This is a genomic window from uncultured Actinomyces sp., from assembly GCF_963526355.1.
Classification (GTDB): domain Bacteria; phylum Actinomycetota; class Actinomycetes; order Actinomycetales; family Actinomycetaceae; genus Actinomyces.
The window spans coordinates 1-24,751 of the sequence record NZ_CAUROW010000022.1 but is presented as its reverse complement, the minus strand read 5'-3'; the positions used below and the strand labels follow the sequence as shown (position 1 = coordinate 24,751).

Genomic DNA, 24,751 nt, shown 5'->3' with positions numbered 1-24,751 from the left:
CTCTGCGGCGTGACGCTTCTAGGCGCCGAGTTCCTCGGCGACCAAGGCCATCTCCTCGTCGGCGCGGCGGCGCAGCTCACGGTGGCGCGTCCAGGAGGCCAGGGAGACCTCGGTGATGGCATCCACCAGCAGGAAGGCGCCCACGGCCGCCATCCCGCCCGGGAGGTGCCCGGTCGAGCGGCGACGGCGCACGGCGGCTCCCAGGAGCACACCACCCAAACCGGCCTCCATGAGCGCCGCGCCCCGCACCATCCATGGTTTGTCCGTCACAGTGCGCACGTAGCCCTGCCAGAAGGCCGAACCCGGGGTGGTGGGGTCGGCCAGCAGCAGGCCCACGCTGCGGCCCACGGCATTGGACAGCCCGCGCGGCTCGTGCACGACGACGCCGGGGACCTCCACCGGGGCCAGACGGCCGGTGAGAACCTCCAGCACCCAGTCGGGAAGTCCCAGGGCCTCCAACATGGCGGCGAATCCGTCGATGCCGGGCCGGACGATGGCTGCGGTTGCGGCCTCCAGATCGGCTCCCGGGACGGCGTCGACGATCCCGGAGGCATCGGTGAGGTCCGCCAGGAGCTCGTCCACCAGGGACCTCAGAGCAGGTCCGGGCTCCTTGACCCCGCCCCAGACGTAGCGCGACGTCATACCCCAGGAGAAGACGGCGTCATCCTCCGGATCCCCGGTGGGGATGGCACGGATCGACAGGTCCTCGGCGTCGGCGGTCAGCACCAGAGCCGGTAAGGACTCCTCGTCCCAGCCGAAGGAGCCCAGGTCCGAGCCCTCACCGGAGTACATGACGATGCGGCGCTCCAGAGCCGGCGCGGAGGCCACTGCCAGTGGACGCTCCAGCAGCGTGGCCTGCAGGGGCACCATGTAGGCGCTCATCGGGGAGACCACCACGGTGCGGGCGCTGGCCGAGCCGTGGTGGGAGATCGTGGGCAGCTCGACGTCGTCGGGAAGGGCGTTGAAGGCGGCCGGGCCCACCGCGACGTCGGCGGTGAACTCCTGGGCGAGGGACTCCACGAGCTCGCTGATGCGCGGACCGGGCACAACTCCCCCGCGCGAGGGCGGCGTCACCGCGACCCGGCCCTCGACGTCGGTCATGAGGGTGAGGCTGAGTAGGTGGATGGTGGCCGGGAACCACTCCAGGCGCACGACCACCCCGCGCGCGGCGAAGGCGTCGGCGACAGCCTCCGGCGTCGTGCCCGGCGCGATGAGTACGCCGTCGGTGCGGTTCCAGCGCTGTGAAGCGTCCTGGGCCATGGGGACCTCCTGTGGATCGGATGCGGCCCATTGTGTCAGCAACGGAGCCTTCATGGGGAAGTGTAAGCCGGGTGGCTTGCGGCCGGATCAGTCGGATCGTCCGGATTGGACGAGGCGGCGGACCGACTGGGTCAGGTGCTGCTGCCGCCGGCGGCCCGGCGCCGCCGGCGGTCGACCTCGTAGAGGCTGATACCCGTGGCCACGGCGGCGTTGAGGGACTCCACGCTGCTGCTGATCGGCACCGAGGCCAGCACGTCGCAGGTCTCGCGTACCAGGCGGGACAGACCCGTGCCCTCCGCGCCGGTGACCAGCACCAGGGGGGAGTCGGCCAGGGTGAGGTCCTCGATGTCGGTGCTGCCTGAGCCGTCAAGGCCGACGACGAAGCAGCCCTCCTTCTTCAGCTGCTCCAGGGCGCGTACGAGGTTCGTCTCGCGAGCCACGCGCACTCGGGCGGCGGCGCCGGCCGAGACCTTCCAGACGGTGGCGTTGACGCCCACTGCGCGGCGCTCGGGGATGATGACGCCGTCGGCTCCGAAGGCCCCGGCGCTGCGCAGGACCGCGCCGAGGTTGTGGGGGTCGGTCACCTGGTCCAGGGCCACGAGCAGCGGCGTGTGGCCCAGCGAGCGGGAGCGCTCGAGCAGGTCGCGGGCGGTGGTGTACTCGTAGGTGGGTACCTCGATGGCCACGCCCTGGTGGGTGGCGGAGTCGGTCAGGGCGTCCAGGTCCAGCTTGGTGGTCTCCAGTACCGGGGCGCCCAGCAGGGCGGCGCGGCGCACGATGGCGCCCAGGCGCTCGTCGGACTGGGCGGAGACCGCCATGAAGACCCTCGAGATGGGCACCGAGGCATAGGCGGCCTCGGCGACGGCGTTGCGTCCGCACAGGATCTCGTAGCCCTCGGGCACGTCGAAGCGGCGCTTGAGCTTCTCGAGCTGCTTGGCCCGGGTGGGCTGGGCGGCCCGGGCCTCGGCACGGGCCTTCGCTCTCGCCTTGGGGTGACCGACGCGGTTCTCCGCGCGCGGGGTGGGGCCCTTGCCCTCCAGGCCCTTGCGGCGCTGGCCGCCGGAGCCCTTCGTAGGGCCCTTCTTCGAGCCGGGGCGGCGCTTGGCGCCGGGATACTGCTCGTTGCCGGGCATCCGGAGCCTCCTGTTCGTAACGGTAATGGGCGGTTGAGGCGATGGGACAGGTCTCGACTCCTCCCGAGTTTCAGGAGGCCTGTGCAACGACGAGGTCAGAGCCTGCGCATACGGGAGCCGGAGGGGGTGTCCTCGACGCCGATGCCGGCCCGCGCGAGTTTATTCCGCTGAGCGTCTGCGCGTGGCCAGTCCTTGGCGGCGCGGAGCTCGTCCCGCTCACTGCGTTCCATATCGAGAAGCCTGTTGAGAATCTCCGTGTCATTCCGATTCCCGGAGGAGCTGACGCCGCCGAGGAGATGGGAGCGCCAGGGCTCGGCCAGCGGGTCCAGGCCGAGGACGTCGAGCTGGGCGCGCAGATCCAGGGCCAGGCCGGTGACGGTATCTCCTAGATTCCGGCCCGCTGCCACGTGCGTCTCTCCGAGAGGCTTGACCTCTCCCCTCCGGATCTCCTTGTCGACGGCGTCGACTCGAGACAATGCGACATTAAGGGCCTTGAGGGTGGCGTGGACGACCGCCATGGTGCCGGCCAGGTTGAGGTCCTCATCCATGGCGGCCGTGAACTCGGCCGGCAGGGCCCGGGCGCGCACCTGCTCGGCCGGGGCGTCGACGGGGTTCAGCCCTTCGTCGTCGGAGAACTCGTAGGCCCGCAGGATCGCGCCGGACAGGCGCTCCCACAGGGCGTCGGCGTCGGCCAGGGTCTCCTCGGAGAACTCCACGGTGGAGCGGTGGTGGACAGTGCCCAGGGCCAGGCGCAGCACGGCGGCGTCGTAGCGCTTGAGCAGCTCGGCCACCGCCAGGGAGTTGCCCAGCGACTTGCTCATCTTCTCGCCCTTGATGGTCACCCAGGCGTTGTGGACCCAGTGGCGCGCGAAGCCCCAGCCGGCGCCGTGGGACTGGGCCTGCTCGTTCTCGTGGTGCGGGAAGCGCAGGTCGATGCCGCCGCCGTGGATGTCGAAGGTCTCACCCAGGTAGCGGCGCGACATGGCCGAGCACTCCAGGTGCCAGCCGGGCCGACCCCGGCCCCAAGGGGCGTCCCAGGTGGCGTCTGCCGGCTCGGAGGGCTTGGCGGCCTTCCACAGGGCGAAGTCGCGCGGGTCGCGCTTGTCGGCCTCCACGTCGTCGTCCAGCTGGGACTCGTCCTCGGTGGTGGCCAGGTCCTCCAGGCGCTGGTTGGTGAGCGAGCCGTAGTCGGGCAGGGAGCGCACGTCGTAGTAGACGTTGCCGGACTCGCCGATGTAGGCGTGGCCGGCGTCCAGCAGGCGCTGGACCAGGTCGACCATCTCGGGGATGTGGCCGGTGGCGCGCGGCTCATAGGTGGGGGCGGCCACGCCCAGGGCGCGGTAGGCGGCGTCGAACTCCCGCTCGAAGCGCTGGGCCCAGGCCCACCACGGCACCGGAGGCTCGGCGGCGGCCGACTTGCTGAGGATCTTGTCGTCGATGTCCGTGACGTTGCGGATGAGGCGGACTTCCTGGCCTCCGCGCTCCAGCCAGCGGCGCAGGACGTCGAAGGCGATGCCGCTGCGCATGTGGCCGATGTGGGGTGAGCCCTGGACGGTGGCACCACACAGGTAGATCGTCACCAGGCCGGGGGCGGCTGTGGGGGCCAGCGGCACGACTGCGCGTGCGGCGGAGTCGTACAGGCGCAGGGCCGGCTCGGCCGCACCCGCTGACGGGATGGACGCAGCGGGCTCAGCGGGCTCAGCGGACCGAGTGGGCTCAGTGGATGCGGTGCTCACGGGCACAGGCTACCTGCCCGCCCGCCACCGGTGTCCACTGGGACCAGGGCTTTTTCCGAGGGTCGCGGCCGGGCTCTGGTTTCAGGTCCTGTCGCATCTGTTCGGGCGGAGGTCGGTTCTCGCCGGTCGCCGACGTCGCGTTCGTACCTGAGGACTCGCGTTGGGGTTGTGGGTACGAACACGCGCCTTAAGGTACGACCGCGTGGACGGCGTCGGGTACCGGATAGATCAGAGCGGTGGCGACGGCGAGCAGGCCTTCGGTGCGCCCCAGGAAGCCCAGGTGATCGGTGGTGGTTGCGGAGAAGGAGACCCGGGCTGTCGCCGCCCTGGACAGGGCCTGAGAGGCCTCGGCGGTGCGTGCGGCCACGCGTGGGCGCTCACCCACGAGCTGGACGGCGATGTTGCCGATCTCGAAGCCCGCCTCGCGCACGCGGCGGGCGGCCTCACTCAGGAGCGTCGCCCCGGAGGCTCCCTTCCACTGCGGCTCGGCGGTACCGAAGTTCGAGCCCAGGTCGCCCAGCCCGGCGGCGGAGAACAGGGCGTCGCAGCAGGCGTGGGCGACGACGTCGCCGTCGGAGTGGCCGGCCAGACCCGCCTCACCGGGCCACTCCAGGCAGGCCAGGTGCATAGGGGCTGCGGAACCGTCCAGGTCGGGGGCGGCGAAGGCGTGGACGTCAGTGCCGATTCCGGTACGGGGCAGGAACTGGGCGATCCTGTCCAGCTCGATCGTGGCCGGGCCGGCGGCGTGGCGGGCTCGGGGACGCGGTGGGACGGGCTCGGCGGATGCGTTGTCGCCGGATGTGGGCTGAAGCGGCTGATCTGGCTGGTTGTCGGGCATGGAATCGTGTCTACCAGATGTCAGCGGGTGGGCCCCGGGACTGGTGGAGTACTCCGCGACGGCAATCGGTGTGAGGGGGGAGTCACAGTTGTCCTTCCCCAAGACAGATGCTTTCCGATTGTAGGGATCCTCTATATTGTCGCCATGATTGTATGGCGTGGTTGGGGCATTCTGGCAATCTTAGTCACGGCGGCGGGTATGGCTGGGGCCATACTCCCACTGGAGGCCTTGATGGGGCGCGGTGAGACGGCGTCGACGTTGGGTCCCGGGATAGGGCTCCTGATCTCGGGAGTGGCCAACTTCTTCCTCGGGCGGTGGCTGAACCTGACCCGCCCGGCCCAGGAGGTCGAAAAGCTTCGCAACCAGCTGCGGGCCGAGATGTGGGAGCGAGTGGCGAACGGCGCCTTCCAGATGTCCCCCGGGGCTCCGGCACCGTCCTCCGAGGAAGAGGCCGCTGCTCAGATCGAGCAGGTCGTCGAGAACCAGGTGCGCGACATGGAGCGGGCCAGGCGCAACATCCACACACTCTTCTTCATCCCCATCCACTGGATCGGTCTGATCGAAGGGGTGAGTGGGCTGGTGTCGGTGCTCTACTCCCCCTTCGCCGGCTGAGCGGCCGATCCCGAGACCCGCACTGACCCGCACTGCCACGGGGCCGGGGTACTCCAGGTCGTCGCGAACGTGCCCCAGGCCTCGACTGCTGACCTCACGGGGTGCTCCATGGGCCCAGAGGTGCGTCCACGAGCTCCTGGATGCAGTCGAATGACAGGCTTTCGAAACAGGCCTTGGAGGACGTTGAGGCCCGGCCCGCCCTCAGGGCAGGCGCCAGTCCACCGGGGAGGCCCCCATGTCAGAGAGGATCGTGTTGGTGCGGCTGAAGGGACGTGAGCCGAAGAACCCGCGCGAGGCGGACAGTGGGGACGGGTGCGGCGAGGCGATGATCGGCGTCTGACCCAGCATGGGTGTCAGGGACTGTGCCGGCCGCCCCCACAGGATCGCCACGAGTGGGCCGCCGCGCTGAACCAGCGCCTCGATGGCGCACTGCGTCACCCTCTCCCAGCCCCATCCCTTGTGCGATGCCGGCGCTCCGGGGCGAACTGTGAGGACCCGGTTGAGCAGCATGACGCCCTGCCTGCACCACGGCGTGAGGTCCCCCGACGTCGGTTGGGGCACGCCCAGATCGCTGACCAGTTCGCGGAAGATGTTCTCCAGGCTGCGCGGTGGCCGCACGCCGGGCGCCACCGAGAAGCTCAGCCCCATGGGATGGCCCGGAGTGGGGTAGGGGTCCTGGCCGACGATGAGGACGCGCACGTCGTCCATCGGGTAGGTGAAGGCGCGCAGCACGTCCGTTCCCGCTGGGAGGTAACCGGCGCCTGAGGCCACCTCCTGGCGCAGTCTCTCACCGATCTCGTGGATCGTGGGCTCCACGGGTGCCAGGGCGCGTGCCCAGGAGGGGTCAATGAGCTCGTGCAGAGGCTTGGCGGTCGTCACGCCGCGAGCCTAACGGCCCGTCACCGTCGTCCGCAGGATCTTGCCGGACCCGATGTCATGGTTCCGTGAGCCGGACGTGGCGATCAATACCCGACGAACGGTGCTCGGACCGGTATCTTGTGAGGGTGAGCAACTACGACTACCCCGAGGACGAATTCGACGTCGGCGAGGATGACGGCCCGGTTCCCGTGGGCGTGCACCGCGCCCAGGTGCCTCGGTGGCGCAGTTGGGCGCCGCTGCTGGCCGTCATCATCGTGGTTCCGGCGCTCGCCTGGGGAGCCGTCACACTGTTCCTCAACAACTCGGGTGGTGGCTCGTCAGGTGCGTCCTCCACATCCCAGCCCGCCCAGAGCAAGCAGGCGGGTGGGGACCAGGCGCCGGGTACCAAGTCGGCCGAGGCGTCCCAGGCCGCTGAGTCCTCGGCCGCCCCCAGTGCCAGTGCCTCCGCCGGTGCTTCGGGCAACGTGGACTTCACCACCGGGGTCACCGTGGCCAACGGGACGGCAACCAGTGGCTTGGCCAAGGGCGCCAGTGACAAGCTCACCAATGCGGGCTTCGCCGCGGTGAGCGTCACTCCCGGAATCTACGAGAGCGAGGAGCCGGACAAGTCGACGGTCTACTTCGCCTCTCCGGAGAACCGCCCTGCCGCTGAGGAGGTCGGCAAGAAGCTGGGGATCAGCAACGTGGCGGAGAGCGCTGAGAACGCACAGTCCAACCCGATCGTCGTCATCCTGCGCGATGACTACAAGTCGTAGTTCGGGGATATGAGGCCGACGGCGCGCCCCGGCCGCCGTCGGATCCTGACTCTCGCCGCGGCAGCACCGCTCACCGCCGCTGCGGCAGTCTGGGCCGGCACGGGTATCGCGGGACTCGCGCGCCGTGAACCGACGCTTCTGGGGAACGGCCTGGTCGTGGCCGGGGGCGGTGCCCTCCACTCCCTCGCCCCAGGTACCGCAACGACTTACGTTCCAGGAACCCGCCTGCCCGAGCGTCCCGAGCCGTGGGGCTTGCTGGTGCCGGACCGCGACGTCCTGGTCGGCAGGGCGCTCGCGCGCCGCGAGGCGGCCCGTCTGCCCGCCGGCAGGTGGAAGGACTTGGCCGACGGGGCCCTGGCCGATCTTCTGGCACTGACCGGACCGGCTCTCACGGTGGGGCCACCCGGTCCGCGGCCGACGGCGTCGACTTGGAGCCCCACGGTCGGTGCCGGCCCCGCGGGCAGGACGGGGGCGACGAGCAGCCCTGAGCCTGAAACCGGGCTTGAAGCCGAGCCCGAGACCGCGTCCGAACGCGAGGGGGTGCCGCAGGAGGTGGAGGTCTTCCCGCCGGGCGCGGTGGTGGCTGCGCCGGTTGGCAACTGGCGCTACGTCTGGCCGCGGGATGCCGCCTTCGCCGCGGCCGCCCTCAGCGCGGTGAACCTGCCGGAGGAGGCGGTGGGCGTCCTGGGCAACTTGGCCTCCTGGCAACGGGCTGACGGCGGTTTCGAGGCCCGATACGCCAGCGACGGCCGGGTGCCCGACGGCCGTCCTCCCCAGTCCGACGGCTGCGGATGGTTCCTGTGGGCAGCGGCCAGGCTCCTGGCCGACGGCGTGCCCGCAGCCATGCTGGACGGTCTGGTGGGCCAGAGCCTGGCTCGCGCCGCCACCCGGCTCCTGGCGATCACGGACACGCCTTCGTACCTGCCCGCCTCCAGTCCCGACTACTGGGAGGTCTCCGAGACGGTGCTCACCCTGGGGACCGCTGCGCCGGTGCTCCTGGGGCTTGAGGCCGCGACGGCGCTGGTCGAGGTGGGGGCTGATCTCGGTACCCCGCCTCAGGACCTGGCCGACCGGGCGGCAGTGGTGCGCCGTGCCATGGAGCAGAACTTTGCCCCAGCCTGGGGGCGACACGTGCGGAGTGACGATGTCGATGCCGCGATCGCCCTGGTCCTCCCACCGTTCACCGAACCTCTGCGGGGGGCGCGAGCTGTGCGGGAGGTGGCTGCGGCGCGCATGCGGCGTCCCGCCGGCGGCCTCGCACCGGGGTCGGGCTGGCGAGATGACGGTGTCTCCTGGACGCCGGAGACCGCCCTCATGGCATGGTCGGCCCTGTCCCTGGGAATGGAGCAGGAAGGGCTCCGGCTGCTGTCCTGGCTTGAGGCGCACCGCACCTCCGTGGGGGCTCTGCCGGAGAAGGTCCTGGCCGACGGCGCCCCGGCGGGTCCCGCGCCCCTGGCCTGGACCTGCGCGCTCATCCTGTTGGCAACGGCGGGGATGGGTTCGGATCCGTCTTGAGTCCCGGAGGTGCGCTGCCGCGATTCCCTGCTTCGCCGTCGGAGGATTCGGCGTGGATCGGATCTGAGTGTCTTGCACTCAAGGGCCGAGAGTGCCAGCATTGCGGTTAGCACTCGGAGCCTTCGAGTGACAACGCATCTACGAATGCAGCTAAGTCCGTACAGGCTGGAACGTGAGGACCGGCGTCGGGTGTGACGTGAACGCCCGGGGTTCGATCCGTCCGTCGCGGGCGCGAACCGGCCGCCCCTACCACGCAGTGGAGGAAACTCAATGTCCAAGATCATCGCCTTCGACGAGGAGGCCCGCCGCGGCATGGAGCGCGGCCTCAACACCCTCGCCGACACCGTCAAGGTCACCCTGGGCCCCAAGGGCCGCAACGTCGTGCTCGACAAGAAGTGGGGCGCCCCCACGATCACCAACGACGGCGTGACCATCGCCAAGGAGATCGAGCTCGAGGAGCCCTACGAGAAGATCGGCGCCGAGCTCGTCAAGGAGGTCGCCAAGAAGACCGACGACGTCGCGGGCGACGGCACCACCACCGCCACCGTCCTGGCTCAGGCCCTGGTGCGTGAGGGTCTGCGCAACGTTGCCGCCGGCGCCAACCCGATCGCCGTTCGCCGCGGTATCGAGAAGGCCGTCGCGGCCGTCGTCGAGCGTCTGCTCGCCGACGCCAAGGAGGTTGAGACCCAGGAGGAGATCGCGGCCACCGCCTCCATCTCCGCCGCCGACGAGCAGATCGGCGCCTTCATCGCCGAGGCCCTGGAGAAGGTCGGCCACGAGGGAGTCGTCACCGTCGAGGAGTCCAACACCTTCGGCCTCGAGCTCGAGGTCACCGAGGGCATGCGCTTCGACAAGGGCTTCATCTCCCCCTACTTCGTCACCGACCCCGACCGCCAGGAGGCCGTCCTGGAGGACGCCTACGTCCTGCTGGTCGAGTCCAAGATCTCCAACGTCAAGGACCTGCTCCCGCTGCTGGAGAAGGTCATGCAGAGCGGCAAGCCGCTGGCCATCATCGCCGAGGACGTCGAGGCCGAGGCCCTGGCCACCCTCGTCGTCAACCGCATCCGCGGCACCTTCAAGTCCGTGGCCGTCAAGGCCCCCGGCTTCGGTGACCGCCGCAAGGCGATGCTCCAGGACATGGCGATCCTCACCGGCGGCACGGTCATCTCCGAGACCGTCGGCCTCAAGCTCGAGAACGCCACCCTGGAGGACCTGGGCCAGGTTCGCAAGGTCGTCGTCACCAAGGACGAGACCACCCTGGTTGAGGGCGCCGGCGACAAGGACGCCATCGATGCTCGCACCTCCCAGATCCGTCTGGAGATCGAGAACTCCGACTCCGACTACGACCGCGAGAAGCTCTCCGAGCGCCTGGCCAAGCTGGCCGGCGGTGTGGCCGTCCTCAAGTCCGGTGCCGCCACCGAGGTGGAGCTCAAGGAGCGCAAGCACCGTATCGAGGACGCCGTGCGCAATGCCAAGGCCGCCGTTGAGGAGGGCATCGTCGCAGGTGGCGGCGTGGCCCTGCTCCAGGCCGCCGAGGTCCTCGGCTCCCTCGACCTTAAGGGCGACGAGGCCACTGGCGCCGCGATCGTCAAGGTCGCCGTGGAGGCTCCGCTCAAGCAGATCGCGATCAACGCCGGTTTCGAGGGCGGCGTCATCGTGGACCGTGTGCGCAACCTGCCCACCGGTGAGGGCCTCAACGCCGCTACCGGGGAGTACGTCAACCTGCTGGCCGCCGGCATCGCCGACCCGGTCAAGGTGACTCGGTCCGCTCTGCAGAACGCCGGTTCCATCGCTGGTCTGTTCCTGACCACCGAGGCCGTTGTGGCCGACAAGCCCGAGCCTCCGGCCGCTCCGGCCGAGGGCGGCGCCGGTGACATGGGCGGCATGTACTGATCGACGTGATTCGTCTCGAACCGTTCATTTACCGGTAGTCCGGCCACGACGACAGTCGGGCCGAGGACCGGAGGCGGGCCGTCCCCCACGCATGTGAGGGGCGGCCCGCCTCCCTGCGCGCATCGGGCGTGCGGTAGTAATGGGCCGCTGTCAGCCGTGGGAGGGGGTTACCATCCGCCCACGGGGCCCGCGGCCGGTGCGGGTGCCGAGGTGGTGAACCGCCCCTGGTTCGTGGTCTCGGCGTCGTCGTAGCAGACAGCGGCGTTGTCCAGAGCCAGGCTGATCTGGTCGAGATTGGACTGCACCTGGAGCTGGGTGAGGTGCCAGTCGGCCGCGCAGGTGGCCATGGAGTCCGACGCCGTCCCGGTCCAGCAGGATTGCAGCAGGCCGATATCGCCCTGCATGGCATCGACCTCGGTCTGGATCGTGGCGATGCGGGTTCGTGTCCGGGCGGCGGTGTCGGCCACCGCCGCGGTGTCGACTGAGTAGGTGGGCATGGGTGGATCCTTTCGCGAGAGGCGGCCCGAAGGCGATGTTCACTGCGTGTCTCTCACGTTAGGGCCCGACCCCGGGACGCGCCGGACGGAGGAACAGCCCTGTGAACTCCGGGTGCAGACGGAGTCCTGTGGCCCCGGAGAACCCGGGCCCGCCTGGCGGCGGGAGGGTGAAGCGCCTCAGAGGTCCCCGGCGCCGTCCTCGATGATCTCCTCGGTGATAGGGGTGATCTCGCCGGTGCGAGCTTCGCGAAGCTCTTTGGCCTCCCGAGTCTTGGCCCGCAACTTCTCGGCGAGCTTGTCCCGCTCGGCCTGAACCCGGGCGCGACGGTCATCGGCGTCATCGGAGCGGTTGCGCGAGGACAGAAGCAGATCCAGGTCGGCGGCGCAGGACTCCATCGAGGCCGTGTGCGCCATCGCCTCCTCACCGTCTCCGTCCTCCCCGTCGCCGCGCTCACCGCTCTGTCGTGTGGAGGCGGACGCGATGGCCGGGACTCCCCGGGAGGGGGTGCGCGGTGAGGACGCGCTCGACGGTGATGTCTCCTCCACGGGGGCTCCCGTTCGGGGGCGTTCACCCGTCGCCGCGGGCGATGAGGCGATCAGGGCTCTCATGTTGGTGTCGATACGCAGAGTGTTTCCGTCCTGGGTCGGAAGGCCGGCCGACTGTGCCATCGAGGTGAGCGTGTGCAGGCCCAGAGGGGGAGTGCGAGGTTCGATCGAAGCGATGTCCCCGAGTCCGTCCGGTGCCGACTCGGGTGAGGCGGCCTCGGGCGCGGCGGCTGCCGGAGCCGGGCGCGCCGTCGCCCGGGACGTGACCCCCTGCTGCTCGGCGGCGAGCTTGGCGAGTTTCTCGCTCAGCCGCCGCTGCTCGGCTGACAGGTTCTCCCGGGCGGCGCGCTCCCAGCGCCGGCCGAGGGGGGAGTGGAAGAGGTGCTCGCGGTCCAGGAGTCGGGAGACGATCGTCAGACGCCCGTGCAGGTAGGCCTCCAGAGGGATGTGGGAGTACTCCTCGCGCAACAGACGCACGTACTCGGTGTAGGTCTGTGGGTCCACGGCCAAGGTCCCCAGATCGGCGTCGATGAGTGCCTGGGCGTCGATGTCGTGCTCGTCGAGCATATGCCGCTTGAGGTTGACGATGAGGCAGCACACCCGCTCGACCGTCTGTGCGGGAACACCCAGGTGGCGCAGGTCGGTCTCGGCGAAGGCCGCTGAGGCGGTCTCGTCCTCGCCGCCGTTGCCGCGGTTGGCCTCCTCGGCGTCGGCTGAGAAGACGCACCCGTGGTACCAGCAGGCGACCCGCATGATGTCCGGGTTGTGGGATTCCTCGGCCAGCTCGTCGACGCGCGCGAGCATGTCGATGAGGTGGCGAAGGTTGTGAAAACAGCGGTCCGGCGTGGACCAGCGCTCAATGAGGAGCTCGCCGGCGGAGCGGATCGCCTCTGGGGGCTGCGTGGCGCCGAGCGCCTTCACCGAACGGGTGAAGGCTGGAAGAAGCCACTGCGGTGCGTCGATGACACCCATGGGTCAGTCTCCGTGTTGGAAATGGAACGCGTGCCATCGTAGGACCGTCCCCGCTGTAACGTCGACGTGACACAGTGTCTCGCGTACCACTCTTACAGAGTCCCGGAGGGGATCCGGACGGCATGGCACAGGTGCTCGCCTTACCAGGCCGGCGCGGGCGGCAGCTCGATGTGGACGGTAGCGCCACCGCCGGGGGTCTGGAGCATCTGCACCGTGCCTTGGTGGGCGGCCACGATTCCCAGCACGATCGCCAGGCCCAGGCCTGACCCGCCGGTCTCCCGGTTACGGGAGGTGTCTGAGCGGTAAAACCGCTGGAAGACCTTCTCGGCGGCCTCGGGCGGTACGCCGTGGCCGTGGTCGCGGACCTCGACGACGACGACCGGCTGCGCCTTCGGGGTCGCACGCGGAGGTGCCATGCCGATGGCGATCTCCACTGGCGTGCCGGCGGGCGTGTGGCGTACGACGTTGCCCAGCAGATTGGTGAGGATCTGGGAGAGGCGGTCGCGGTCGCCGATGACTTGGATCGAGGGCGCCTCCTTGCCGGCGGCCTCGTCACGGGGATCCAAGGGGATGAGGCCGCAGTCGCGCTCGGGGGCCAGAACCATCATGTCGCTCAGGGCCCCGGCCGCCAGGTCGGTGAGGTTGACCGGCTCCATGGACATCTCTCGCCCCTCGTCGATCCGGGCCAGCTGGAGGAGGTCGTCGACGAGGCGCCCCATGCGGTTGGACTCGGTCTCGATGCGCCCCATGACCTCGCCGGTCTTGTTGGCGGGCACCCCGCCCATCCGGTAGAGCTCGCCGTAGCCGCGGATCGCGGCCAGGGGGGTGCGCAGCTCATGGGAGGCGTCGGAGACGAAGCGGGTCATCCGCTCCTGGGCCACGACCTGGACGGCGAAGGCGTTCTCGTTCTGGGCCAGCATGGTATTGATCGCCCGCTGCAGCGATCCGACCTCCGTGGTGCGCGGCTCAGTTACCAGGATGCGGGCCGACAGATCGCCCTGCGCGATCCGTCCGGCCACACCCTCGATCTGGCGCAGGGAACGGAAGGAGCGGTGGACCAGGTAGGTGGCGAAGATGGCCCCGACCGAGATGATCGAGACGTCGGCCAGGGCCACGACCAGGCGAGTCCGTTCCACGGTCTCCATGACGTCGCTCAGTGGAAGCGCCAGGGCGACGGCGCCGGTGTACTCGCCTGTGTCCTGGTCCTGGATGAGCAGGGTGATCATCCGCCACTGGTGACCGGGCTGGTCGGAGTTGACCGTGGTGATCGGGTAGTCGCCCTTGTCGGCGTGAGTCAGGGCGCGCCGGTAATCCAGTCCCTTGATCTGCGGCTGGCCGTACTTGGCGGCGGTATCGGCCGAGATCCACTCCCCGTTGCGACTGGCGTCAAGGTAATCGGCCTTGACGTAGTAGTTCGAGGGGAAGGTAGTGCTGGTGGTGCCGCCCTCGCGGATCTGGGCCAGACCCTGACTCCCGATGGCCACGGAGGTGGTGCGCAACTGACTGTCGATCTGCCCCATCATGTGACTGTAGAGCAGGGAGGTCACTACGAGAGAGACCACGATCAGCCCGATGGCGAGTAGTCCCGTTGTCATGAGAGTCAGGCGAGTGCGCAGAGGCATCGCCTGCCAGGGCCGCTGGAGCGCGGTGATCGGGTGCCATCGGCCCCGTTTGATCGGGCGGTGCTGCTTGCCGGACGACTTGGCCGGGCGCGTGCTGCCCCCACGCGCCACGGCCATCACTCGGCCTTGGGTTCGCGCAGCATATAGCCCACTCCGCGACGGGTCTGGATGAGCGGGGTGACGGGCCTGCCGTCAGCGCCCTGGATCTGGTCCACCTTTCGGCGCAGATAGGAGATGTAGGACTCCACGATCGCGGCGTCACCGTTCCAGTCGTACTCCCAGACGTGGTCGAGGATCTGGGCCTTGGAGACGACGCGCCCGGCGTTGAGCATGAGGTAGCGCAGAAGCTTGAACTCGGTGGGGGACAGGTCCACTTCCACCTCGGCGCGGTGCACCTCGTGGGCATCCTCGTCCAGGATCAGGTCGGCCACGCGCACGACGCCGTCGTCCTCGTTCTCGATGGCGTGAGTACGACGCAGAATCGCGCGGATGCGGGCAATGACCTCCTCCAGGCCGAAGGGCTTGGTGACGTAGTCGTCGCCGCCGACGGTCAGGCCCTGGACCTTGTCCGCCATGTCATCACGGGCGGTCAGGAAGAGAATGGGGGTGGTCACGTCGCGCTCGCGCAGGCGCCGGGCCACGGTGAAACCGTCCATGTCGGGAAGCATAACGTCGAGGACCACCAGGTCGGGAGACATCTTCTCCACCGTTTTGAGGGCGCCGTTGCCGTCTCCGGCGATCGAGACCTCGAAGCCTGCGAATCGCAGGGATGAGGCGAGCAGGTCGCGGATGTTGGGTTCATCGTCGACGACAAGGAGGTGAGCTTCGGTGCGGGACTGCTGGGAACGCTCCATGGGCCACACCATCCCTTCAGTTTCTGGCTGTTTCCTGGACGAGTTCCGAGTGCTTGCTGTTGATGGGTCAAGTGATTGGTGTGATGCACGACGTACTTTGGCGGTCGAAACCCTTGTGATTCCCACAAAAACAGAAGGCTTGGGTGGTTGGTGCTGAACAGAAGCGATTGGCGAAACTCTTCGGCGATTCGGGTTGTGAGATGAGGCGGGGCGACGACGGCAGCGACGCCCCGCCGATGGGCTCAGAGGAAGACGAGCGGGTCGAAGTCCTCCAGCGGGATGATGCACACGCGCGGCAGTGGGATGGTGAAGGCCTTGACGTCGCTCTCCAGGTCATAGACCGTCAGGCCCTCGCCCTCCAGCGAGGCCAACTGGGCGTTGAGGAACTCGCGGAAGCACAGGATTCCCACCGTGGCGCCGGCCTGCAGGAGCCTCTCGATATAGGGGATGTAGTCGCCGTCGTGGCTGCCCAGCAGGACATGCGCTTCCTGGCCGGACTCGACCCGCTGCGCCAGCGCCTCCAGAGTGCGCTGGATACCGATGTCGACGACCTTCTCCTCGTTGTTCCCCGACCCGGCTAGCGGGACGGGGCGATAGTCCATGGCCAGTAGGGCCTGGATGAAGCTCATGGGCATGTGGCCGCTGGTGGCGTTGAGGAAGAACAGGGCACGAGCCTCGTTGTCCTCGCCCTCCTCGGCGTTGGCGGAAGACAGTTCGTCGCAGTATGCGAGGACCCGGTCCCAGCGGGGCCGCTCCTCAGGTTCGGGACGTCGCCCCAGCACACTCATGCCGAGAGTGGCGTCAATGTTCTCGCCATCGACGAGAAGATAAGTCGGTACGCTCATAGGCTTCATGCTACCGGTCCGGCCGCCCGGTGGCTGACGGCGCCGCCCGGAGAGGCTCTGCTGATATCAACGCTGATGTCAACGCGGTAACCCCTGAACCCGCTGACTGAGGCGCCCGGCCCTCGTCGTGGCGACGAGAACCGGGCGGAAGGCGTCTTGACGGCGCTGCTCCGACAGCCGGACCGGCTCGGGAACCGGCGCTGACGTGGTGAGCCTCAGTGGCCTCAGTAAGAGGACCTCTCCTCGCCGACCGGCTGGCTCTGGGCCTTGAGGGCGTCGAAGGCGGCGTTGATGGCGGCGTCGTCACCGTCGGTGATCTGGGCGGCGGGCTGCTGGGCGCCCGGCAGCGCCGGATTCTGCCCGGCCTTGAGTGCGGCCAGACGGGCCTCGGCCTCCAGGTCCGCGCCGGAGGACTCGAGCTCGGCGAACTGGGCCTCCAGGGAGGATCCGGCCAGCTCCATCTGCCCGGCGGCCTGGGCCTCGACCTGACGCACCTGATCCTCGTAGCGGGACAGCTCGCTGGTGGGGTCCAGGACATTGATGGAGCGAATGGCTCCCTGCACCTTGACCTGGGCCTCGGCGGTCTTCTGACGGGCGATGAGCTGGTCGCGCTTGGAGCGCAGCTCGCCGAGCTTGACCTCCATCTGCTGCAGGCCGGTCTTGAGCTGCTCGACGACCTGGCGCTGGGAGGCGATCATCGGCTCGGCGGCCTTGGCCTCGTTCTCCGCCGTGATCTGCTTGGTCAGTGCGATCTTGGCCATCGAGTCCCACTTGTCCGCACCGGCCGCGTCGCCGCCGGCGCGCAGCTGGTCGGCCTTGCGGGAGGCGGCCAGTGCCTTGTTGCCCCAATCCCGGGCCTCGGCGACGTCGGCGGCGTGGTCCTTCTCGGCCAGCCGCAGGTTGCCGATCGTCTGGGCGACGGCATCGCGGGCCTCGGCGATGGAGGCCGTGTAGTCCCGCACGAGCTGGTTGAGCATCTTCTCCGGGTCCTCGGCGCGGTCCAGGAGCGCGTTGACGTTGGCGCGGGTGAGTTGGGCGATGCGCCCCAGGATCGACTGCTTCTCAGCCATAGTTGTTCGTCCTTCCGTCGAGGTGCGACGTCGGTGTGGGCAAGGTGGTCGCCGGGCGGGCCAGGCGGATCAGGCGCCATGATCTCAGGTTCGGGCGGTCGGAGTCACGCGGGCCGGGGATTCATCGCTCAGGGCATGACCAGGGAGGAGACGGCAAAAAACGCCGTTCAGAAACCGGCAGGTCGTGAGGGGCCTGAGGTCGGGCGATTTCCGAGCGCGGCTCAGAAGTCGCCGTCTCCGCCGTCGAAGAAGCCGCCGTCTCCGCCGCCGAAGTCGCCACCGCCCTCGAAGAAGCCACTGACGCCGTCGAAGAAGCCGCCATCCCAGTCGTTGTCGTGATGGTGGGATCCCCAGCCCCCGTAGTTATGGCCGCCTCCGCCCAGAAGGAGCCCTCCCAGCACGAGCGAGCCCAGGTCGAGCCCGCCTCCTGAGCCCCCGTCCGAGCGCGGGCTCCACGAGCTCGACGATGAGCCGCGCACGTCGGCCTCGGCCAGGGTCTGGGCCTGGGCCACGAGGGGCTCGGCCGCTGCGACCTCGGCCAGTGCGGCCACCGGGTCCGTGGTCTGGATGGTTGTGGCGGCCGTGGCGTGGCGGGAGGCCTCGCTCAGCGCTGTGCGCGCAGAGGGCCCCACCGCGCCGCGATAGGTGGTGATGTAGGAGGTCACGGACTCGACCTGGGAGTTGAGGCGGGCCAGACGCGAGCCCAGGGAGGCCCGGGCCCGCGAGTCGTTCTCCTCGCGTTCGCGGGCTGGGGCCAGGGCGGCGTCGATGGCGGCCTCGGCCCGAGTCAGGTGGTCCAGCGCGGCCAGGGGGTCGCCGGTCGGCGAGTCGCCGCTGGCCCGACGTCCCTCAGCGACAGCGGCCTCGGCATCGGCCACGAGTGGGGCCAGGGTCGCCGCCGGCACCGAGCCCTCCAGGCGCTGGGCGTCCACCAGGTCCGAGGAGATCGAGGCGATGGCCGTCTCCAGGTCCTTCGCTGCGCTCTGGAGGCGCTCGCGGGCGCCGATGACCTGGGCGGCCAGTCCGCCGGCCTGGGCGATCGAGCCCTGGGCGATGCGCACCTGCTCCACCGCCGTCGCGTCCTGGGAGGTCTCGACGCTGGCGCGGGCCTGGTCCAGGGCGGTGCGTCCTGCGGTCAGCAGGCGACGGGCCTGCTCGGGGGCCTGGGCCACGCTGGTCAGGGAGGAGGCGGGGTAAGCAGCGCTCAGGGTGACCAGGACCGTCTCGGCCATGACGATGGCCTGCTCGGTCTCATCTGCCCGCTGGGTGGTCTCAGCGATCGACGTCGGCAGGTTCGCCTCGATGCCGCGCCGCTTGTTGAAGGCCTCCTCCTGGGCGTGAATCTCGCTGACCGCCTCCGAGCAGTGCTGGAGGATCTCGGTGTACATCTGCCGCTGCTGCGGCTCGGTCTCGGGGATGTCGTCATCGAGAATCTTGCGAAGCTCGAAGCATCGTGACAGGTGCTTGCGGGCGCTGTCCAGGGCGGCGGTGAAGGCATCCGTGGCCGACAGACCGAACTGCGCCTGCGCGTAGGACAGCTCCTCGGCGGCGGCGCGTACCGTGTCGTCGGCCTGAACCAGCGCGCTGCCCGCCTGGGTGCGCAACTGCTCCAGCGTCATCGAGGCGGGACCCGATGGCGCCTCCTGCGCTGCACCGCCCGCGGCGGTCTGTTCCCCACGCCTGCCGAACAGCATGCCGTCGTTCTCCTTGTTCTTCCTGCGCTTGTACACCGTCCAGGCGGCGGCTCCACCCGCCGCGACCGCGCCCCCGCCCAGCAGCACTGGAAGCGCCGAAGATACCGAGTTCCCGATGCCGGAGCTGCGTGAGCCCGAGGAACTGGACATGTTCTGCGGGATCGCTGCCACGGCGCCGTCGTAGTCGCCGGCGTTCAGCTGCTTCTTGACGGCGGAGTCGATCTGCTTGTACTGGGAGCTGGAGAATTTCGAGGAGTTGTTAGGTGCCTGCAGCTTGTAGCTCTTCGAGACCGAGCTGTCCGAGGGGACGTTGATGACCAGAAGCATGTCGTTGCGTCCCAGCTTCGAGTCCTTGAAGGCCTGCTCCGCGATGGCAGAGGCCTTGCGGCTGGAGTCGGAGACGGTCAGCACCCACAGGCCCACGCCGTGCTTGGAGGACATCGTGTCCACGGCCTGCTGGGCCTTGGAGGCGTCGAGGATTCCCAGATCGTCGGTGACGTGCCGGGTCAGGGTCGTGCTCGACGCCGCCTGGAGGGTTGCCGGCACTGAACCCGAGGAGGCGGAGAGACCGGCGGCTGCGGCCGTCGGCGCCGCCGTAGCACACGCGGAGGCTCCCAGCAGCCCCAGGGCGGCCGCCGTTGCGGCGCCGCCGGCGGCCAATCGATGCAAGGGACGGGTGGACGGGGACTGCGGGCTCTTCATTTGCGCCATGATTCCGCAGGGTGCGGGTAGGGGCAAGTCGTTTCGCCTTCAGGCAGTGTGTGCACGGCAGAGGCTGCATGGACGGGGTGGACGGCCTGCGGCGGGCTCCGTCCGTCGGCTGCTGCGCTCCGGCGTTCAGAAGAAATGGGTGGGCGGTCTTGTGGTCAATTCGGGATCAGGCATGGGGTGACGGGCGCTTCCGAATTGCGGTGAGTGCCGGAAGGTTGTCAGGTATCGGGTCAATTGAGGCGGGATCACGGCGAGGTGATGGCCGCCGTGTCAAATCTGAATGAGGCGAGCGCCAATATCGGTGGTGACATAGTGACATCCCCAATGAAGGAGAATAATTACCTGAGTTGCACAGTATTTAGAATGAGTGCCCTGTTGGGATATGTGGGGGCGGTGAGGATTTCTTCGGCCTCGGGGCCATGGGGGCGGTGGCTGTTAACTGGGGGTGGGGCTCAGGCTGGTGCGGCCGTCGGTGTCTGCGTCGGTGGTCCGGTGGGTGCCGTGGCTGGTGGGGCTGTGGTGTGAGCAAGTCGTTTCGCCTCAGGCGGCACGTGTGCGCCTGTCGTCGGTTGTGAGCAACCGAGTCACCGGCAGAATGTCACCCATGACAGACACGCTCACGATCACCGTCATCGAGCCTGAGGAGCTCGCGCCTGTGGGGCGCCTGGGGGAGTGGCTCTTCGCCGAGGGGGCCACACTGCGCATGGTGCGTCCGTGGCAGGGCGAGGCCATCCCGTCCCTCAACGAGGTCGGTGACGGCCTCGTCGTGCTAGGCGGATCCATGAGCGCCCACGACGAGGCCGACCACCCCTGGCTGGCGGACCTGCGTGAGCTGCTGTGCGGCGTCGTCGATGACGGCATCCCCACCATCGCCATCTGCCTGGGCGCCCAAGTGGCCGCCGAGGCCCTGGGCGGCACCACGGCCGTGCCGGCGCTGGGCAACGACGAGGTCGGCGTCGTCGATCTGACCATCTCGCCGGCCGGCGAGAGTGACCCGGTCTTCGGGCAGGTGGCCGCCGAGACCATCCGTGCCGCCCACCGCGCCGGGATCCCCACCTCCGGCGGCACCCGCATCCCCGCCATCGTCTCCCACTACGACGCCGTCACCCAGCTGCCTGAGGCCGCCACCCTGTTGGCCTCCTCCGACCGCTCCCCGGTCCACACCTGGCGGGCCGGCCAGCTCCTGGCCTTCCAGCACCACCCAGAGTCGGACCCGGCGCGTGTCGCCTACTGGCGCACCCGCGACGCCCTGAACGAGCAGGCCGGCATCATGGACGCGGCCTCATTCAGGGCCGCTTGCGACGCCCTGGAGGTGGCTGCCGGAAAGAGCGCCGCGTCCGGCGCCGCCGGAACCCACGGGGCGACGGCCGCCGACCTGCCTGAGGCAGTCGCGAGCGTCGGGGCCGCCGCCCGCGAGGAGGCCGAGAGGGTCGATCCCGTCATCCAGGCCTTCGGCCGCACCCTGGCGCGGGTCCTCGTGCGCAACGTGCGCGCCCGCCGCCTGTCGCGCTGACCGGGCCCAGACCTAACTGGCCCGGCCTGCCTGGCGGGGCTGGTTCGTCTGGTTGGCCTGGCGGGACTGGTTGGCCGCCGGGCCGGGCTCAGCTGTCCTCGGTGAGGTTCTCGGCGTCGATGATGGCGTAGGCGTAGCCCTGCTCGGCCAGGAAGCGCTGCCGGTGCGCCGCGTACTCCTGGTCGGCGGTGTCACGGGCGACGACCGTGTAGAAGTGGGCCTGGCGGCCGTCCTCCTTGGGGCGCACGATCCGGCCGAGCCTCTGAGCCTCCTCCTGGCGTGAGCCGAAGGAGCCCGAGACCTGGACGGCCACGCTCGCCCCCGGCAGGTCGATGGAGAAGTTCGCCACCTTGGAGACCACGAGGGTGCGGATCTCGCCGGAGCGGAAGGCGTCGTAGAGGCGCTGACGCTCGCGCACCGTCGTCGAGCCGGTGATGACCGGGGCGTCCAGATGCTCGGCGATCTCGGTGAGTTGGTCCACGTACTGGCCGATGACCAGGGCCGACTCGCCCTCGTGGCGGGCCAGGAGGGCATCGATGATCGGCAGCTTGCGCGGTGAGCAGGCTGCCAGGCGGTAGCGCTCCTCGGGCTCGGCGGTCGCGTAGGCCATGCGCTCGCCGGCGTCGAGGGTCAGGCGCACCTCAGTGCAGATCGCCGGGGCGATCCAGCCCTGGTTCTCCAGGTCCTTCCAGGGGGCGTCGTAGCGCTTGGGGCCGATGAGGCTGAAGACCTCGTCCTCGCGGCCGTCCTCGCGCACGAGAGTCGCGGTCAGGCCCAGCCGGCGGCGCGCCTGCAGGTCCGCGGTCATTCGGAAGATCGGTGCGGGCAGAAGATGGACCTCGTCATAGACGATGAGCCCCCAGTCGTGGGAGTCCAGCAGGTCCAGGTGCGGGTAGACGCCCTTCCGGCGGGTGGTCAGGACCTGGTAGGTGGCGATCGTGACGGGGCGGACCTCCTTGCGCGAGCCGGAGTACTCGCCGATCTCGTCCTCGGTCAGGGTGGTGAAGCGCATGAGCTCCTCCTTCCACTGGCGCGCCGAGACCGCGTTGGTGACCAGGATGAGCGTCGTCGTCGAGCTCTTGGCCATGGAGGCGGCGCCCACGAGGGTCTTTCCAGCTCCGCACGGCAGGACGACCACGCCGGAGCCTCCCGCCCAGAAGCTCTCCACCGCCTCGGTCTGGTAGGGACGCAGCTGGAAGGTGCCGGGGGAGTCGGTCAGCGTGATGGGGTGGGCCTCGCCGTCGACGTAGCCGGCCAGGTCCTCGGCCGGCCAGCCCAGCTTGATGAGCACCTGCTTGAGGTGTCCCCGCTCCGAGGGGTGGATGACGACATCGGCCTCCCCGAGCCGGGTCCCCAGCAGACCCTTGGTGCGCTTGGAGCGCATGACCTCCTCCAGGACCGGTACGTCAGTGGCGTGCAGGACCAGGCCGTGGGCGGGGTCGGTGAGGAGCTGGAGGCGGCCGTAGCGGCTCATCGTCTCGGCGATCTCGGTGAGTAGGGCGTGCGGCACCGGGAAGCGCGAGTAGGTGATGAGGACGTGGACGACCGTCTCAGCGTCCAGTCCCGCGGCGCGCGCGTTCCACAGCGCCAGCGGCGTGATCCGGTAGGTGTGGATGTGCTCGGGGGCGCGTTCCAGCTCGGCGAAGGCGGCGATGGCGCGGCGGGCCTCGCCGGACCGGGGGTGGGCGACCTCCAGGAGGACGGACTTGTCGGACTGGACAATGAGTGGGCCGTCGGGGGCCGACGACGCCGGGGACGCAGGATCGCTGGGCGTGGCGGACATGGGCGGGAGTATCCCAAGTCGGGGTGTCGGGGCGCCGTGACGGAGGAGACGTTCCTCTTCCAGCGGGAGGGGCGGCCCGGTCCCGAGACATCACATGCCTTCTAGGCGGCCTGAGACAACGCAAGCATGAGACAACACGCCCTGAGGTGGGACGGGTCTCCTTCAGCAGGAGGAGGAATCCACTCGGGCGGACTGTTTAGGGTGACGGCGTGAACAACGAGAACAGCATGTCCGTCGACGGGCCGGAGACACCGGGTTCCAGCGAGAGCGCCGAGACAGCGAAGACCCTCAAGCAGCCCGGAGTGATGTCCTCTCGCTGGTTCTTGCCGGTGGTACTCGGGGCCTCGATGGGCATCGTCATGGCCGTGACGATGGCCGTCATGATGCCGAAGCTCTGGTACCTGTGGATGCCCGTGGGATGGGGTATGGGATTTGCCATCGGCACGTCCCTCCGGTCGAGTGAGGCCTCAAAGCCCTCCGAGGCGGCGGTGAGTGAGTAAACGGCACTGGCCCCGCTCGTGCTCGCCTCCTCGCTCCTGTTCCGTGCTGTCCGTGAGCTGGGCGGGGGCGTATTTTGGTGCGGATGAGCTCTTCCGCCTCCACCCAGGACCTCGCCGTGCACCTGACGGCGCTGCCGGACCGCGAGGTCGCCGCCCTGCTGGTGGCGCGCCCGGACCTGGCCGCGCCGCCGTCCTCCTCCTTCCTGGCATTGGCGACCCGCGCGGGGGCTCTGGGCAGCGTTGAGCACGCCCTGGCCGGGCTGGATGCGCCGACGCTGGCCGTGGCCGAGGCGGTGGTGGTGCTGGCCGGCCCCACGGAGCCTGAGGAGACCGAAGCGGCAGGCGCTGCTGAGGTCATCGAGGACGGACGATCCGGTGGGGCCGGTGGAGAGCCGGTCGACGACAGGCCTGTCGGCGATCCCGCAGGCACCCCGGTGGGCGCTGACCTGGCCGGGCTGGTCGCCGCCCACCTGTCGCTGCCTGCCGAGCAGGTCACTGCGGCACTGGCGCGACTGCGCCGGCTGGTGCTCATTGTCGAGGACAGACCCGTGGCCGCGCTGGAGGCGGCTTTCGGACCGCATCCCTTCGGCCTGGGGCCCTGGGCCGCCGAACCCCTGAGCACCGAGCAGCTGCCGCCCACCCTGGAGGAGCTGAGCGAGGACGTCACCGGCGGTGGCGGTGAGCCGATCGTCCCGGCGGCCTCCGTGGAGATGCTCCAGGCCCTCACCTGGGGGCCGCCCGCCGGCACGCTGCGTTCGGGTGGCAGGGCTCCGGGGGCGGCGCCGCTCATCGAGCGCGGCTGGCTGGAGCGCAGCAGCGACTCCCGCGGGCGCACCCGCTTCACCCTGCCGCGTCAGGTCGCCCTCGCCCTGCGCGGTGGCCGCCTGACGCGTGAGCCCCTGACTGCCCCGGAGGCCGGCGACCTGGAGACGGTGGGTGGCGATGTCATTGCCTCCGAGTCCTCCTTCCACGCCGAGGAGACCGTCCGGCTCGTGGCCGCGCTCCTGGAGGAGTGGGGCCGCGAGGGTGGGACGATTCGCCGCAGCGGGGGAGTGAGCGTACGCGCCTTGACTCGCACCGCCGATGCCCTCGACCTGGAGCTCAACGAGGCCGCCCGCATCATTGAGATCGCCGCGGGTGCCGGGCTCCTGGGGCTCGACGACGACGGCGCCACCTGGGTGCCCTCGGCCCTGGCTGCCGGCTGGCTCGCCGACAGTCTCCCCCAGCGCTGGGCGCCGCTCGCCCTGGCCTGGTCGGGTAGCGCCCGCACCCCCTGGTTGACAGGTACCCGTGACGACGACGGGGCCCTGCACGCCGTCCTCGGCCCGGACCTGGAGGCCGGGTGGGCGGCGCGACTGCGCGTCCGGGTGCTCGCCCTCCTGCGCGACCTCCCGCGAGGGACCAGCGCGACCCCCGCCTTCGTGCGGGCGGCCCTGACCTGGCATAGCCCCCGGCGCATCATCCCCGGAGGGGCGATCTCCGCGGTCCTGGCCGAGGCCGAGACCCTCGGGATCACCGGCGGC

General features: G+C 69.7%; 19 protein-coding genes and 1 pseudogene. 6 read left to right on the top strand and 14 right to left on the bottom strand.

Annotated features, from left to right (window positions below):
* Positions 1-18 precede the first annotated feature (18 nt).
* The 4 genes from RWR81_RS06790 to ispF form a co-directional block, all read right to left on the bottom strand.
* Positions 19-1,260, bottom strand: coding sequence for a hypothetical protein (locus RWR81_RS06790; RefSeq protein ID WP_314456174.1), 1,242 nt, complete (start codon positions 1,258-1,260; stop codon positions 19-21).
* A gap of 131 nt (positions 1,261-1,391) precedes the next feature.
* Complete coding sequence (gene rlmB / locus RWR81_RS06785; protein ID WP_314456172.1) at positions 1,392-2,393, bottom strand: 23S rRNA (guanosine(2251)-2'-O)-methyltransferase RlmB; 1,002 nt, start codon at positions 2,391-2,393, stop codon at positions 1,392-1,394.
* Between the two features lie 95 nt (positions 2,394-2,488).
* The gene (cysS, locus tag RWR81_RS06780) at positions 2,489-4,129 is read right to left on the bottom strand and encodes a cysteine--tRNA ligase (RefSeq protein WP_314456170.1); all 1,641 of its coding nucleotides are present in this window, start codon (positions 4,127-4,129) and stop codon (positions 2,489-2,491) included.
* A 187-nt stretch (positions 4,130-4,316) separates the two neighbouring features.
* A complete protein-coding gene (gene ispF / locus RWR81_RS06775; protein ID WP_314456169.1) occupies positions 4,317-4,967 on the bottom strand; it encodes a 2-C-methyl-D-erythritol 2,4-cyclodiphosphate synthase in 651 nt (216 codons plus the stop codon).
* Positions 4,968-5,165: 198 nt separating this feature from the next.
* On the opposite strand from ispF, the gene RWR81_RS06770 reads away from it, so the two are divergent.
* On the top strand, positions 5,166-5,579 hold the full coding sequence (locus tag RWR81_RS06770; RefSeq protein ID WP_314456167.1) for a transcriptional accessory protein: 414 nt from the start codon (positions 5,166-5,168) through the stop codon (positions 5,577-5,579).
* Positions 5,580-5,780: 201 nt separating this feature from the next.
* Here RWR81_RS06770 and RWR81_RS06765 read toward each other — a convergent pair whose 3' ends face one another.
* Positions 5,781-6,458, bottom strand: a complete 678-nt coding sequence (locus tag RWR81_RS06765) for a uracil-DNA glycosylase (protein WP_314456166.1) — start codon at positions 6,456-6,458, stop codon at positions 5,781-5,783.
* A 119-nt stretch (positions 6,459-6,577) separates the two neighbouring features.
* Between RWR81_RS06765 and RWR81_RS06760 the strand changes: the two genes are divergently transcribed.
* From RWR81_RS06760 to groL, 3 genes are all read left to right on the top strand, one after another.
* Positions 6,578-7,213 (top strand): LytR C-terminal domain-containing protein, encoded by a 636-nt coding sequence (locus tag RWR81_RS06760; RefSeq protein ID WP_314456164.1) that lies wholly within the window; start codon positions 6,578-6,580, stop codon positions 7,211-7,213.
* A gap of 9 nt (positions 7,214-7,222) precedes the next feature.
* A complete protein-coding gene (locus RWR81_RS06755) occupies positions 7,223-8,728 on the top strand; it encodes a glycoside hydrolase family 15 (RefSeq protein WP_314456162.1) in 1,506 nt (501 codons plus the stop codon).
* Positions 8,729-8,998: 270 nt separating this feature from the next.
* Positions 8,999-10,621 (top strand): chaperonin GroEL, encoded by a 1,623-nt coding sequence (gene groL / locus RWR81_RS06750; protein ID WP_314456160.1) that lies wholly within the window; start codon positions 8,999-9,001, stop codon positions 10,619-10,621.
* A 167-nt stretch (positions 10,622-10,788) separates the two neighbouring features.
* On the opposite strand, the gene RWR81_RS06745 is transcribed toward groL, so the two are convergent.
* The 7 genes from RWR81_RS06745 to RWR81_RS06715 form a co-directional block, all read right to left on the bottom strand.
* On the bottom strand, positions 10,789-11,118 hold the full coding sequence (locus tag RWR81_RS06745; protein WP_314456158.1) for a WXG100 family type VII secretion target: 330 nt from the start codon (positions 11,116-11,118) through the stop codon (positions 10,789-10,791).
* Between the two features lie 177 nt (positions 11,119-11,295).
* Entirely contained in the window at positions 11,296-12,636 is a 1,341-nt protein-coding gene (locus RWR81_RS06740) for a hypothetical protein (protein WP_314456156.1), read from the bottom strand.
* Between the two features lie 140 nt (positions 12,637-12,776).
* Positions 12,777-14,375: a HAMP domain-containing sensor histidine kinase gene (locus tag RWR81_RS06735; protein ID WP_314456154.1), complete on the bottom strand. Its 1,599-nt coding sequence runs from the start codon at positions 14,373-14,375 to the stop codon at positions 12,777-12,779.
* Complete coding sequence (locus RWR81_RS06730) at positions 14,375-15,124, bottom strand: response regulator transcription factor (RefSeq protein WP_314456153.1); 750 nt, start codon at positions 15,122-15,124, stop codon at positions 14,375-14,377. Before RWR81_RS06730 ends, RWR81_RS06735 begins: the two co-directional genes overlap by 1 nt.
* 230 nt (positions 15,125-15,354) lie before the next feature.
* Positions 15,355-15,957: an NYN domain-containing protein gene (locus RWR81_RS06725; RefSeq protein WP_314456148.1), complete on the bottom strand. Its 603-nt coding sequence runs from the start codon at positions 15,955-15,957 to the stop codon at positions 15,355-15,357.
* Between the two features lie 224 nt (positions 15,958-16,181).
* Positions 16,182-17,027 carry a PspA/IM30 family protein gene (locus tag RWR81_RS06720; RefSeq protein WP_314456146.1) on the bottom strand — a complete coding sequence of 282 codons (846 nt, stop codon included), beginning with the start codon at positions 17,025-17,027 and terminating at the stop codon, positions 16,182-16,184.
* Between the two features lie 221 nt (positions 17,028-17,248).
* Complete coding sequence (locus tag RWR81_RS06715) at positions 17,249-19,423, bottom strand: TPM domain-containing protein (protein ID WP_314456144.1); 2,175 nt, start codon at positions 19,421-19,423, stop codon at positions 17,249-17,251.
* 613 nt (positions 19,424-20,036) lie between these two features.
* Between RWR81_RS06715 and RWR81_RS06710 the strand changes: the two genes are divergently transcribed.
* Positions 20,037-20,945, top strand: coding sequence for a type 1 glutamine amidotransferase (locus RWR81_RS06710; RefSeq protein WP_314456142.1), 909 nt, complete (start codon positions 20,037-20,039; stop codon positions 20,943-20,945).
* A gap of 88 nt (positions 20,946-21,033) precedes the next feature.
* Here RWR81_RS06710 and RWR81_RS06705 read toward each other — a convergent pair whose 3' ends face one another.
* Positions 21,034-22,728: a DNA repair helicase XPB gene (locus RWR81_RS06705; protein WP_314456140.1), complete on the bottom strand. Its 1,695-nt coding sequence runs from the start codon at positions 22,726-22,728 to the stop codon at positions 21,034-21,036.
* 196 nt (positions 22,729-22,924) lie between these two features.
* Positions 22,925-23,167 carry a hypothetical protein gene (locus RWR81_RS06700; RefSeq protein ID WP_314456138.1) on the bottom strand — a complete coding sequence of 81 codons (243 nt, stop codon included), beginning with the start codon at positions 23,165-23,167 and terminating at the stop codon, positions 22,925-22,927.
* 144 nt (positions 23,168-23,311) lie between these two features.
* On the opposite strand from RWR81_RS06700, the pseudogene RWR81_RS06695 reads away from it, so the two are divergent.
* Positions 23,312-24,751: pseudogene (locus RWR81_RS06695) on the top strand (hypothetical protein); the annotation flags it as partial.

Bases quoted from the DNA above. Each gene is read 5' to 3' on its own strand.
- RWR81_RS06790 (WP_314456174.1), bottom strand. From the start codon at position 1,260: ATGGCCCAGGACGCTTCACAGCGCTGGAACCGCACCGACGGCGTACTC.
- rlmB (WP_314456172.1), bottom strand. From the start codon at position 2,393: ATGCCCGGCAACGAGCAGTATCCCGGCGCCAAGCGCCGCCCCGGCTCG.
- ispF (WP_314456169.1), bottom strand. From the start codon at position 4,967: ATGCCCGACAACCAGCCAGATCAGCCGCTTCAGCCCACATCCGGCGAC.
- RWR81_RS06770 (WP_314456167.1), top strand. From the start codon at position 5,166: ATGGCTGGGGCCATACTCCCACTGGAGGCCTTGATGGGGCGCGGTGAG.
- RWR81_RS06755 (WP_314456162.1), top strand. From the start codon at position 7,223: ATGAGGCCGACGGCGCGCCCCGGCCGCCGTCGGATCCTGACTCTCGCC.
- groL (WP_314456160.1), top strand. From the start codon at position 8,999: ATGTCCAAGATCATCGCCTTCGACGAGGAGGCCCGCCGCGGCATGGAG.
- RWR81_RS06745 (WP_314456158.1), bottom strand. From the start codon at position 11,118: ATGCCCACCTACTCAGTCGACACCGCGGCGGTGGCCGACACCGCCGCC.
- RWR81_RS06740 (WP_314456156.1), bottom strand. From the start codon at position 12,636: ATGGGTGTCATCGACGCACCGCAGTGGCTTCTTCCAGCCTTCACCCGT.
- RWR81_RS06735 (WP_314456154.1), bottom strand. From the start codon at position 14,375: ATGGCCGTGGCGCGTGGGGGCAGCACGCGCCCGGCCAAGTCGTCCGGC.
- RWR81_RS06730 (WP_314456153.1), bottom strand. From the start codon at position 15,124: ATGGTGTGGCCCATGGAGCGTTCCCAGCAGTCCCGCACCGAAGCTCAC.
- RWR81_RS06725 (WP_314456148.1), bottom strand. From the start codon at position 15,957: ATGAGCGTACCGACTTATCTTCTCGTCGATGGCGAGAACATTGACGCC.
- RWR81_RS06720 (WP_314456146.1), bottom strand. From the start codon at position 17,027: ATGGCTGAGAAGCAGTCGATCCTGGGGCGCATCGCCCAACTCACCCGC.
- RWR81_RS06715 (WP_314456144.1), bottom strand. From the start codon at position 19,423: ATGAAGAGCCCGCAGTCCCCGTCCACCCGTCCCTTGCATCGATTGGCC.
- RWR81_RS06710 (WP_314456142.1), top strand. From the start codon at position 20,037: ATGACAGACACGCTCACGATCACCGTCATCGAGCCTGAGGAGCTCGCG.
- RWR81_RS06705 (WP_314456140.1), bottom strand. From the start codon at position 22,728: ATGTCCGCCACGCCCAGCGATCCTGCGTCCCCGGCGTCGTCGGCCCCC.
- RWR81_RS06700 (WP_314456138.1), bottom strand. From the start codon at position 23,167: ATGGCAAATCCCATACCCCATCCCACGGGCATCCACAGGTACCAGAGC.